Origin of the sequence: Flavivirga abyssicola (genome assembly GCF_030540775.2) — a bacterium.
GTDB lineage: Bacteria > Bacteroidota > Bacteroidia > Flavobacteriales > Flavobacteriaceae > Flavivirga > Flavivirga abyssicola.
This window is the reverse complement of record NZ_CP141266.1, coordinates 2,533,242-2,546,063: the sequence shown is the minus strand read 5'-3', so window position 1 is coordinate 2,546,063 and position 12,822 is coordinate 2,533,242. Positions and strand designations below refer to the sequence as shown.

The following is a 12,822-nucleotide window of genomic DNA, read 5'->3' as shown; positions in this document are numbered from 1 at the left end:
TTCATTTTCTCTTATCCTTGCTGTTGTTGTCAAAGGCTACCAAATTGAAAACGTCCCATTCACAAACTTATAGCATAAAAAAACGTTCCTCCATTCGAAGAAACGTCTTGTCTTATTTTTTGTGCGGGCGGAGAGACTCGAACTCTCACACCTCGCGGCACTAGATCCTAAGTCTAGCGTGTCTACCAATTCCACCACGCCCGCAATTAAGGACTGCAAATATAAACAAGATTTTTAAATTGCAAACTCCATATCCTAAATTTAATTAAAAATAAATTTATTTATTTGCATTCTTTTTTAATCAAATTAGTATTAACCATTTAAAACATTCTTTTTTTATATTTTTGAATGAATTATACAATCACTTGACTTCATGAATAACATTCAATCTTATATAAAAGAAAACAAAGATCGGTTTCTAAATGAATTAATAGAACTTCTTAAAATACCATCTATAAGTGCCGATTCTGCTTATAAAAATGATGTTTTAAAAACGGCTGAAGTCATAAAAGCTAATTTAAAAAAAGCTGGGTGCGACATGGTTGAAATTTGCAAGACAGCTGGATACCCTATTGTTTATGGTGAAAAAATTATTAATAAGAATCTTCCAACGGTATTGGTTTATGGACATTATGATGTACAGCCACCAGATCCTTTAAATCTTTGGAATTCACCTCCTTTTGAGCCTGTAATTAAAAAAACAGCTTTACATCCAGAAGGTGCTATTTTTGCTCGTGGCGCGTGCGACGATAAAGGGCAAATGTATATGCATGTAAAAGCTTTGGAATTTATGACTTCTACAGACCAATTACCGTGCAATGTAAAATTTATGATTGAAGGCGAAGAGGAAATAGGGAGCTCTAACCTTGCTGTTTTTGTGAAAAATAATCAGGAGAAACTAAAGAACGACGTTATTCTTATTTCAGATACTGGTATGATTGCTCAAGATGTTCCTTCTATTACGACTGGTTTACGCGGATTGAGCTATGTTGAGGTTGAAGTTACAGGACCGAACCGTGATTTACACTCTGGACTTTATGGAGGTGCAGTCGCTAACCCTATAAACGTTTTAACTAAAATGATTGCGTCGCTTCATGATGAGAACAACCATATTACTATTCCAGGGTTTTATGACAAGGTAGAAGAGCTATCTAAGGAGGAACGTGCAGAAATGGCTAAAGCACCTTTTAATTTAGATAGTTATAAAAAAGCTTTAGACATAAATGCTGTTTACGGAGAAACTGGATATACTACCAACGAACGTAATTCTATACGTCCTACTTTAGATGTTAATGGTATTTGGGGAGGCTACACTGGCGAAGGTGCTAAGACAGTTATTGCAAGCAAAGCCTTTGCAAAAATCTCTATGCGTTTAGTACCTCATCAGGATTGGGAAGAAATCACACAATTATTTAAAAATCATTTTGAAAGTATCGCTCCAGAAGGGGTTACTGTAAAAGTAACACCACACCATGGTGGCCAAGGTTATGTTACTCCAATAAACAGTATTGGTTATCAAGCAGCAAGCAAAGCGTATCAAGATACTTTTGGTAAAACTCCTATCCCACAACGTAGTGGTGGTAGTATTCCTATTGTGTCTCTTTTTGAGCAAGAACTAAAAAGCAAAACCATACTCATGGGCTTTGGTCTAGATAGTGACGCTATTCATTCACCAAACGAACATTTTGGAATTTTCAATTATTTTAAAGGCATTGAAACCATTCCTTTATTCTATAAATATTTTACCGAACTATCTAAATAATTTAGATGTTATTGCATCTTTCTATTGTGCTCAGACAAACAATTATGATGTAAAGAAGCTTAACGAAGTACTATTAAAAATTATAGTTCAATAATGTCTTCGACTGCAGACTGACATTTCAATCTTAACTTAATTACATTGATCGGATGGTACAGTGACGATACTTCTTAACTTTAGAGTATATTTACCTTAGCAACTATTTACTTAGGTCTAAAATTAGCATTCCAGATTGTGGAACTTTTGATGTATGCGTGCCTTTATTTAGTGTGATTTCTTTTTCAAATATACTTTCCCCTTTACAATTCAAAACGTTTAAGGTTCCTTTAAAATTTGTTTGTAATTGAAACGTTATACTTGTTGTTGCTTTTGCATTTATAATATCTAATCGTTCAAGATCATCATTAGCAGTAACAACAATATCTTCATAAGCCGTTGTGATTTGATGTTTATTATTTATAGCTGTTAATAACGGATAATTTGCCCCTGGATTTGAAGGGATAAATTCACCATCTATTAATATATTCCGGTTAGTATTCCAATAGTTAAACCAATAACGAATCATATTCAAATGCTCTTTTGGAATGTCTTGTAACTTTACGGATAACTGAGGTACGCTATATAAAATATTTAAAATCTGAAGTGCCGCTTGCTCTACGGTTTCTTCGGGTCTCCAAATAAACATATCACTATGCACTGCTGTATTTTGAGCCATTATACGCAAATTGGTTACTTCAACTTTATTTGCTACGGCATTATTTGGCGCATCAACGCCTCTAAACATATTACCGTACTTACGCATTAATGGACCTATATACGGCTGTCTAAACTCAATTAAGATATCTGGCTTTAGTGCTGTTAATTTTTTTGTAATCTCAGTCATTAACGCATCCGTTGCAGTATTGACACTGGCGAAATCCCGACCGTCTGCTTTTGTTAATTCGGTCTCTTTTGTAGCAGTGAACCAACCTATAAAATCAAGTTTAAAGCCATCTAGTCTCCATTCTTGCATAGCTTTAACATAAGTATTAATCATATATTCCCGTACTTCTGGATATCTTGGATCTAAAACATAAGTGCCTTGACCTTCCCAATAGCGTAAATATTTTCCTCTAAATTTTGGATAGTTTTTTGCTTTTTCTCCCATAAATGGCAAAGAATACCATAATAGAAATTTCATGTCTTCTTTATGAACAGCCTCCACGAATCCTTTCATGTTTGGAATTCGGTCTGGGTTCCAATCGCCAGTATATGCATAACCTCTACTACCATCTTGTGTTTGCCAGCCATCATCTACAATAACAGCTCTACATCCTAAGGTTTTTGCTATTTTACACTCTGCAATAATGTCTTCAGCAGTTATACTCTGGTGGTAACTATACCAGGTAGAATACATTGGTTTTTTAGCATCATCCGGTACTTGCATAGGCTTATACATTGGGTTATTAGCCCACCAACTCGCTACATCGTCTATTGATTTGTAGTATGGTATGCCCCGCGTGTCTATTCGTAATTGAATTTCGTACGTTTTTGTTTTCGGCATCTTTTCTCCAAAGAGTTTTATTTTTGGATAAAAATGGACGTCTTCTTCTTTTAGGTAGCTTACAAATTCTGACTTATTCAAAGCATCCGACAATGCCATAGTTATACGATTATTCAATGCATGGTCATAAAAAGCTAATACTGGTGCGTTTCTTGATGCTTTGGCTGAAAAACCACTGTAATAGTAATTAACTTTATCGATAGCAATTTTAGGGTTCCAATACCCATTAATGGCTAATGATGGAAAACTAAATTTTATAGTAACTGGTTGTAATTCTGAAGGTGTGTCTGCCGAAAATTTAAAAGTTATTAACTGCACACCTTTAGCTTCAGTTGTAATCACTTTATCTATTTTAAAATTACCTAAATCACCTTCAACTTTTATGCTATCCTTAATAATTTCCAAAGGCTGAACTGTTTCAATTTCAGCTAACGTATAATTTAACTTTTCGGTTTTATTACAAGAATAAAACACTAGAGTTAATATTAATAAATTTGCTATTTTTTGAAATGCAGTGTATTTCACTTGTTATGTATTAATTAACTTCAAATAGTAAAAAATCGTCTTCGGCTGCTCCCATTAGCATGTTTTGTACTAATAGGTTCCAACCAACAAAACCAGTAAAAATACCGTTTTTAGACTGTTCTGCTGTTGGTGCCAAAGGTGCTCCTGTGTCTGCATGATAATTCTCGTGCATAGAACCACACGCAGCTATATCTTTTAGTACTAGTGCTCCTAATGTGGATGCTAACTGTTTACATTCTTCCGTAAAGCCATAATTTTTAAGAGCCACGTAATACATATAGTTTCCTACTGGCCAAACTGGTCCTTGCCAATTGGAATAAGGTACGATGATGTTTTCGTTATTATAATCCGGGTCTTGTTTAGATAACGAACGTAATCCATAAAGTGCTAATAGATGATCTTCATTCCAAAGGTAACGTTTTATCATTTCACGTCCATTCTCCTGACTTACCAAATCCGTATGCATTAGGACTATAAAGTTAGAGTAGCTTACTCGCTTGTATGGCCTGCCCGTTCTATACATATTCCAAAAACTTTTTGCATCATCATCCCAAAGGTATTTTGTAATATTAGCTTTTAATGTTTTTGCTTTTTCAGTATAGCTACTGGCATCTTCTGTTCTCCCTAATTTAGCCGCTACATTTTTCATTGCCAAATATTCACGATACATAAAAGCAGATAAGTCTACTGCTAAAATAGCTCCTGGTTGGTTTTTATCATTGGTTAGCACCACATTGTTATCTCCTCCACTAGACATGGCATCATCCCAATAAAACAACCCATATTTTTCATCTAAACTTATTTTTTCGCGATAGGTAATAATGCTTTTTATCTGTTTGTAAACTTTTGGGGTTATCCAAGTATAATCATTTAATTTTTCTGATGCTAAATAAGTTCCTTGTCCTATAAAAGGTTTCATTGCAAATTTTCCAAATAATGGTCTTGGCCCTTTAGTTGTAACACATCCCGGTACGTAACCATCTTCATCTGCTGCTACCGCAAAATTTAAAACCCAATATTTTAAATATTTTGGTTGTCCAATACTCATTAAATGTGTACCGATATAAAAGCCATCCCAATCCCACATTTGTTTATAAAATCCGGCTGGAATTAAATAATCGTACTTTATAAAACCTTCTGCAGGACGAATGGATTGTGGTCTTAATTTCGCAAATGCTTGCTTTACTTCATTATTTAAAGAATCTAAATAGGCTTTAGATGTGTTTGGAACAATGCGATCACTTTTAGTAATAGTTTCTATAGGTGTTGCATCATTTTTATTATGGTTACAAGAAAAAAATAAATTCAGGATCAAGCATACTACTAGTACTATTGGCGTTAGTTTCATTCAATTAAATTTTATAATATTTAGAATTTATTATATGTTCAATTTTAGCAATTAATAGTATCTCGTTTTTAATTTAACGTGAACCTTGTTTAAGAGTTCAAGATGTCACTTCGAGTGTCCCGAACTTGCTTCGGGATGTATCGAGAAGCTTTTTTTGTCGAAAATTTATTTGCCTGCCTGTCGGCAGACAGGTTTTCGATACGATTTTTTGCAAAAATCACTCTAACTGACATAAATTTTCTTATCCAAGATTCTCGTTAATTTAACCTAAGAACATTTAGAAGAATTAGAGGATCAAACTTATCACATCCGAACAAAACATGCCTTCTCTGAACAAATTTTATCTCATTTTAAGCTAAAAACAAAAACCCAAGATGAGTTCATTATAATAATTTCACAATGCCTTAACTCGCTTTACGCAATGGAAAACCTATAACTCCCAGCTACTTCAAAATATAGAGCAAATTTTAAGTGAATTTCTTTATTTCAGACACTTTTAAATTTCCTTCTCTATTTCTTCCAATGTTTTTCCTTTTGTTTCAGGAAGTTTCTTTAATATAAATAAGAATCCTAAAACACATATCCCACTGTAAACCCAGAAGGTTCCGTAAGCTCCCAAAGCTTCATTTAAAAGCGGGAACGTAAAGGTAAGTATGAAACAAGCTATCCATAATGATAGTGTTGCCAAAGACATGGCAATTCCTCTTAATCTATTTGGAAAAATCTCAGATAAGACGACCCAGGTTATTGGTGCTAATGACATGGAATAAATACCTATGGCTATTATGACCAAGACCAAAACTGGCAACCCTTGGAATTCAAAATAATAAGCACCACCCAAAATAGCATACACAATAGCTAATCCTAAAGCTCCAAAAATCATTAATTTTCGGCGACCCCAACTATCAACCGTTCGCATAGCTACTAGGGTGAATATTAGATTAACACTTCCAGTAATTACAATATTAAATAGCATATCACCTACACTGTAACCTGCAGATGTGAAAATCTCTTGTGCATAATTAAATATAATATTAATACCACACCATTGCTGAAAAACGGCTAGAACAAAACCTATAGTTAGGACACTTAATACTTTAGGGTTTTTAAATTCTGAAAACGAGATTTTTTCTTTAAATGTATTTTGAAAGGTTTCTTTAATATTTTGAAGTTCTTTCTGAGCATATTCCACACCTCCTATTTTCTGTAAAACATTAAGGGCTTTCAATTCATTATTCACTTTTACTAAAAACCGTGGACTTTTAGGAATTAAAAACATACATATAAAAAATAGTAGTGCTGGTACTAACTCTGCCCAAAACATGATTCTCCATCCGGTTTGTCCATTCCATGATGTTAATATTTCTTCTGCTGAAATAGACTCCCCCATGGGATCTGCAATCATCCAATTAGCAATTTGAGCTGCTAAAATACCAATGACAATTGAAAGTTGATTTATAGAAACAAATCGGCCTCTATATTTAGCAGGAGCCACTTCGGCTATATACATTGGAGATATCGTAGATGCTAATCCAATGCCTACACCTCCAATTAAACGATATATAATAAATAAGGTGAAATCGTTAGCAAAACCTGTTCCTAAAGCAGATACCGTAAATAATATGGAAGCAATAATGAGTGACTTTTTTCTTCCTAAAATATCAGAAATAAAACCTGAAAGTACTGCTCCCAAAACGCAACCAATTAAAGCACTACTCATAGCCCACCCTTGCATGGAAGGGTTATCTGCTATGTGATAAAATTGTTCGTAAAAAGGTTTTGCCCCACCAATAACAACCCAATCGTAACCGAATAAAAGTCCGCCTAAGGCAGAAACCATAGATATTCCAGCAATGTACTTTAAATTAAATTTAGTATGCTCCATATTAGACACAACTTTAATTCTTATTGTCCTTCTTTTTATTTATATATGATTGATTAAACTCAAAATTCTATTATCCCGTATTATGCATTAAAAAAAGCATAGTTATTCTATACTGAAAATAAAAAAACTAGGTCTTATAATATTTTCAATCTTCATAAAGACATTTTAATACATAATTCGGGATTATCAATCAGTCATTCCAATGTTTATCAATAATTTCTTGTAGATGAGGATATTCCTCATCTTCTTCATTTAAGTTTTTTCTGGTTTCCTGCAATTCTTTTTTCATAGCTTCAATGATATCCTTATACTCTGCATTACCATATAGGTTATTCATTTCTTCTGGATCATTTTTTAAATCATAAAACTCCCATGCTACAGGTGTGGGAAGAACTTTGTTAGAATGTTTTTCATCATTCCAATACATAGAAAGTGTACCTTCTTTCTCAAGATTATGGTAACGGCCGTAAAAGAAAATTAACTTGTAATCTTTACTTCGCAATCCAAAATGGGCTGGAATATCATGATGTATCATATGCATCCAATAACGATAATAAGTCGACGTACGCCAATCTTTAGGCTCTTCTCCTTCAAGCACCTTCTTCATGCTTTTGCCTTGCATATACTCCGGCGTTTTGCCCCCTGCTAACTCGATTAAAGTTGGTGCAAAATCCGTATTGTTTATAAGGATATCTGAACGCGTACCTTCTTTTATTTTCTTAGGATAATGTGCTATAAATGGCATGTGTATAGACTCTTCATACATCCATCGTTTGTCTTCAAAATCATGCTCTCCAAGCATCATTCCTTGGTCTGATGTGTATACAATAATCGTATTTTCCCATAAACCACTATCTTTTAGGTATTTAAAAAACCTACCTAAATTATCATCCACTCCTTTTACGCATCGTAAATATCTTTTTAAATATTCCTGATATGCTGCACTAGTGGCTTCTTTTTCTGTAGGTCTATCACCAGTTTTATAAATATCAACATAGCTACGATTAGGGTGCCTCGTAGAGATTGAGGATCCTATAGAATTAATCAAGCTATCATTACGTCCACGTGTAGCTTCAGACCCCCAATTTGGTTGATTGTACAAACTTTCCGGCTCAGGAATTTTAACATCCTGCAGGTAATCTGCATACTTAGGATTAAATTGAAACATATCATGCGGCGCTTTGAAATGATACATAAGAAAAAAAGGCTTTTCAGTTTCTTTTCTATTACTTATCCAATCTAATACTTGATCTGTAATAACATCTGAGCTATGTCCTTCGTATTTAACAAAATTATCTGGCCATTGCCCTTTTCCTTTTACTCTAAACTCTGGGTCAAAATATTTTCCCTGAGATTGAAGTACTTTATAATAATCAAATGCTACAGGTTCATTATGCAAATGCCATTTTCCTATCATTGCGGTTTCATACCCCAACTTCTTCATCTCCTTTGGAAGATATTGTTTCGTTGTAGGTAATTCCTCCCACAAATCAAGGACGCCATTAGTTTGGCTATACTGTCCCGTAATAATAGAAGCACGACTTGGTGTACAAATTGAATTGGTAACAAAACAATTTTCGAATACCATGCCTTCTCTTGCTAATTCATCTAAATGCGGGGTTGGATTTAAACTTGCCAGCCTGCCTCCATATAATCCTGTAGCATTTGCCGCATGATCATCGGTCATGATATATATGATATTTGGTTTTATTTTTTTATCATCTTTACAGGAAACTAAAAAAACGGATGTTGTTAGTAAAAGAAAAAAAAACTTCATATTATATACTTTAAAAGGTAATAATTGACAATACATCATAAGAAATTATGCCTTTAACGGTTTTTATTTAAACTTTTTTGATTACAATTACTCTGTTTCAAAACTCCAAACCTGACCTATTGTAATGCCTCCTTTATCATCTTTGACTACTACTTTCCAATAATAAGTCGTGTTTGCGGCTAAAGAAGTGGCTTGATAACTTTTCCCTGTATGACCAGTAATAACAGTCGATACCGGTGGATTATTAGTATCTAAATAGACATCAAAGTTTAACGCATCTTTATCTACATCTGTGGCTCCCCACGATAACAGCACTGAATTACCCTGAATTGAAGAATTTAAAGCGGGTTGAATAATAACTGGTGAAAAAGGTAAATGGTTTTCTTCTCCCTGCCCTTCCGTATAAAGTTTAAAAACGGATGAGTATTCACTAGAGAGGCTTTTACTATCTGTCGCTTTTACTCTCCAATAATAGGCCACTGCTTTATCCAATAAAACGGTTTTTGTTAATGATGTTAAATTTGTAAAGCGGTGTGTTACTTGTGTAAATTGATTATCTTTTGATATTTCCATTGTATATTTTACTGCATCTCCGTCCGGATCTGTAGATGCTCCCCAGTTAAAAGCAAGATTATTATCTATGCACAACAGATTATCTGTGGGCTCTGTTAAACTGGGTACTGTAGGCGCACTTCCACTAGGACTAGGGTTTGGGTCGGGATTTGGGATTGAATCGTCACCGCTATCACTACATGATACAATTCCTAAACTTACTGCTATAATTAATAAATATTTTTTCATTATTTCTTTATTATTTTAAGAACCTTAGGCTTCTTGTTTAATTGAACTATTGCAAAGTAGATACCTGATGGTTTATTATTTATATCTAGTTGAACTTTTCCATTGTTAACTTTATAGATCTTTGTTGAAATTAACTGTGAATATACATTGTATAGTTCTACGGTTACATCCTTTAGAGGCATAGATAATTCTATTTCGAAATTACCGCTAGTTGGATTCGGGGATGCTGTAACTATACCATCCATGGTTTTAGTTAAAGTCCCTTCGCATTCCACACTTGTTTTAACTTCTATAAAATCTCCATATTTTGCTGCTACCGAAAATGATTTTGATGAGGTTCTTAATACTTCTTCTCCATTTATCAGCACATCAAAAGGGGCTGTTCCTTCTGTTATATTTATGTCTATTTTACCTGATTTTACACTTGCTGTTTTTCCTGCAACGATTACACCTTCTTCTATTTCCAGACCAAAACATTGTTCTACATTGGTATCTGTATTGGTAATACATAAGTCATAAACTCCAGGGACTATATCTTCTATAGTCCATTCATCTGTAAAATTAAGATCTGCACCTCCATTAAAGTTAGCTATATAGTTGCCTGTATTTTTGGCTGCAATCTTTATTTGTCCGTTATCCTTATCTGGGCAGGTTTCGCCTGTTGACTTAATAGTATAACTGTCATCGCCTACTTCTTCAATAGCGCCTAAACATGGTGCTAATTTGTAGACCATCTCTCCGGTATTATAATACAACTGATCATTAATATTATCGTAATCATAATTAGCATTAACTACATGGCTTGGTTGCCCATCAAATCGTTGTTTTACATTTTGACGATAGATATTCTTATCTGGTACAGCACATCTGTATTCATCAAGGTATAATCCAATTTTTTCAAATGGAATATCTGGTGCATAACCAGGTCTTGGTGCTTTGAATTTAAAATTCAATGCATCTGGATTTTCAAATACCCCTAATGTTATATCTTGACTACCTGAAATGGTTTCTCCTCCACCACCTAAAATATTTTGAGTATTTCCATAAAACATATTATCTGTATAATCTGTCTCGTATGGTCTTACCGTATTATTAGTGTTATATGCTGATAAAAGATCTTTTAATTTAGGGTATCTCAAATACCAAAATTCACCTATTCTATCTGTCCAATTATCAACCGTTAATCCAGTTTCCCAACCTGAAACACCTATAGCTTTTAACATTCTACCTATATAATTCTCTTTATCACTAGATGTTGGATCTGTAGTTAAATAATTCATCATACGATTATATTCTGTAGAACTACTACCATTTCTAATACCTCTATAACTCTCTAATACTACATTCCTTGATACAGAATGCCCTCCGCCTTTATTCATTTTAAGAGCTTCCCAACCACCTTTAAACACTACATTTTCATATACTTCTTCTCCACCATCTAAATCATCCGAGAAAAAAGAAGCTCGTCCTAATAACTTTGGCACACTCATTATATGATGCACAAAATTGTGTCGGATTATATTTCCAAAAGACCACATGGCATTACCCGTATAAAAAGCACCTCCATCTCCTTCTTCAATACCTACATTAAAAACCTCATTAAGCTCGATAACATGATCTACTCCTCTATGCGTAATAGGTTGTCCGTTCATATTATGAACTAAATTGTTTTTATAGATATTACCTGCTCCAGCTATTGCACATGCCTTACCATAAAAATCCTTTGAATACACCTGTGTAGAATGACAATTCTCCATAGAGTTATTACCATATTGTACCGAGGTAGCTGTCACTCCCCCTCCATACAATCTAACACCTCCTGTTACATCATAAAAATCACAGCTTAGCATGCGACTATTTCTCACGTCATGCCAAATATTGACTGGGGGTAACTCAGTAATATACCTAAAGGTAACTCCAGCTATTAAAATATTATCACAGCTGCCTATTACATTTATAGCTGCATTACTAGTTGTCCCATCCCCAACGTTTTGAATGGTTATTTTTTTTATTTGTACATCTTGAGTATCTCTAACTTCAAAACATTGAGGTCCTGCCCAAGCACCTACTATAGTATTTGGCGTTATAGGAGTTGTTGGCCAAATATATAGTCGTGAATCCGTATTATCGTAATACCATTCTCCTGGTTCATCCAATTCACATAAAAGGTGATAGGCAAATAAACGATTAGGATGAGTCCCCAATCTTATCTCATACCTAGTACCATCTTTAAGCGTTATCTCATCGTCAGCAACCGAATTAACAGGAAGATCTTCTTTATAAAAGTCCGCTGAAAAATACCCTTTAACTCTAGCTTTTTTAATTCTAGATAGTTCTGCACTCCATTTTGAACTGTTTATAGGTTCTCTTAATTTGAACTTAGCCCCTTTAGGGTCTTCTTCTGTTCCTTCTACTCGAATTTCATTGCCACTTACCCCGTGAGCATTATCTATATGAGCATATCCATCATTAGGGTATCTTGCTACGGTAGCCATTTCATCATTAATGGAAATTTGTGAGGTTGCTTTATTAAGAAATTCTTTTAAGTCTGCATCCTGTATAACTTGCGAATACACCTTACCACTTGCATTATTATGCAATTTTTCTAATAAGCTTCCATTTGTAACCAATTGAAACTCTTCCGGATTAATATATCTGGCTCCATCAAAAATTACTTTTTCATCTTGATAACCAGAAATAACAAGTCCGGAATCTTCTGACCCTAAATCACAGGTCGTATCATAATTATAGTGTCCACCACGAATATATATGGTTTTTTCTCCAGTGCTTCTGGCCTTATCTCTAGCACCAATTATAGTCGCTAAAGGTTTATCAATTGTACCATCATTACTGTCATTTCCATTCGTGGCAACATAAATTTGTGCATTAAGACCTGTAGAAAATAACAGACATAATAGCACAAACTTAAATTGTATTTTTTTTACATTTTTCATAGGTTTTTTTTAATTGAATATTACTAAAACATTTTTTGAATTAATTATGGGCTGCCCCATAGAATTCTTCCATATTGTATATAGGAGCATTAATATTTTTTTATTCATAGTTGAAACTTTATAATTTTATACATCTCAAAACTAATTGTTATTCTCCTTTTTTATGTAGACATATCTGTCTCGATAGGAAGTCAAATTGTTCTAACCTAACTATTTTATTAGCCTTAGCT

The 12,822-nt window shown here is 34.0% G+C and carries 7 protein-coding genes and 1 tRNA gene; 1 reads left to right on the top strand and 7 read right to left on the bottom strand.

What is annotated here, in order from left to right; genetic code table 11:
• Positions 1-122: 122 nt before the first annotated feature.
• Positions 123-204: transfer RNA gene (locus tag Q4Q34_RS10625), tRNA-Leu, on the bottom strand.
• A 169-nt stretch (positions 205-373) separates the two neighbouring features.
• On the opposite strand from Q4Q34_RS10625, the gene Q4Q34_RS10620 reads away from it, so the two are divergent.
• Positions 374-1,762: a dipeptidase gene (locus tag Q4Q34_RS10620; protein ID WP_303318305.1), complete on the top strand. Its 1,389-nt coding sequence runs from the start codon at positions 374-376 to the stop codon at positions 1,760-1,762.
• Positions 1,763-1,958: 196 nt separating this feature from the next.
• On the opposite strand, the gene Q4Q34_RS10615 is transcribed toward Q4Q34_RS10620, so the two are convergent.
• The 6 genes from Q4Q34_RS10615 to Q4Q34_RS10590 all read right to left on the bottom strand — a co-directional run bounded on the left by Q4Q34_RS10615 (position 1,959) and on the right by Q4Q34_RS10590 (position 12,592).
• Positions 1,959-3,827 carry a glycoside hydrolase family 36 protein gene (locus Q4Q34_RS10615; RefSeq protein WP_303318306.1) on the bottom strand — a complete coding sequence of 623 codons (1,869 nt, stop codon included), beginning with the start codon at positions 3,825-3,827 and terminating at the stop codon, positions 1,959-1,961.
• Positions 3,828-3,837: 10 nt separating this feature from the next.
• Positions 3,838-5,175, bottom strand: coding sequence for an MGH1-like glycoside hydrolase domain-containing protein (locus Q4Q34_RS10610; RefSeq protein ID WP_303318307.1), 1,338 nt, complete (start codon positions 5,173-5,175; stop codon positions 3,838-3,840).
• Positions 5,176-5,671: 496 nt separating this feature from the next.
• Complete coding sequence (locus Q4Q34_RS10605) at positions 5,672-7,060, bottom strand: sugar porter family MFS transporter (RefSeq protein WP_303318308.1); 1,389 nt, start codon at positions 7,058-7,060, stop codon at positions 5,672-5,674.
• 190 nt (positions 7,061-7,250) lie between these two features.
• Positions 7,251-8,837, bottom strand: coding sequence for a sulfatase family protein (locus Q4Q34_RS10600; protein ID WP_303318309.1), 1,587 nt, complete (start codon positions 8,835-8,837; stop codon positions 7,251-7,253).
• Between the two features lie 87 nt (positions 8,838-8,924).
• On the bottom strand, positions 8,925-9,638 hold the full coding sequence (locus tag Q4Q34_RS10595; RefSeq protein WP_303318310.1) for a fibronectin type III domain-containing protein: 714 nt from the start codon (positions 9,636-9,638) through the stop codon (positions 8,925-8,927).
• Positions 9,638-12,592, bottom strand: a complete 2,955-nt coding sequence (locus Q4Q34_RS10590; RefSeq protein ID WP_303318311.1) for a T9SS type A sorting domain-containing protein — start codon at positions 12,590-12,592, stop codon at positions 9,638-9,640. The genes Q4Q34_RS10595 and Q4Q34_RS10590 overlap by 1 nt, the downstream gene beginning before the upstream one ends.
• Positions 12,593-12,822: the final 230 nt, after the last annotated feature.

Coding starts and splice junctions, on each gene's coding strand:
- Q4Q34_RS10620 (WP_303318305.1), top strand. CDS start 374: ATGAATAACATTCAATCTTATATAAAAGAAAACAAAGATCGGTTTCTA.
- Q4Q34_RS10610 (WP_303318307.1), bottom strand. CDS start 5,175: ATGAAACTAACGCCAATAGTACTAGTAGTATGCTTGATCCTGAATTTA.
- Q4Q34_RS10605 (WP_303318308.1), bottom strand. CDS start 7,060: ATGGAGCATACTAAATTTAATTTAAAGTACATTGCTGGAATATCTATG.
- Q4Q34_RS10600 (WP_303318309.1), bottom strand. CDS start 8,837: ATGAAGTTTTTTTTTCTTTTACTAACAACATCCGTTTTTTTAGTTTCC.
- Q4Q34_RS10595 (WP_303318310.1), bottom strand. CDS start 9,638: ATGAAAAAATATTTATTAATTATAGCAGTAAGTTTAGGAATTGTATCA.
- Q4Q34_RS10590 (WP_303318311.1), bottom strand. CDS start 12,592: ATGAAAAATGTAAAAAAAATACAATTTAAGTTTGTGCTATTATGTCTG.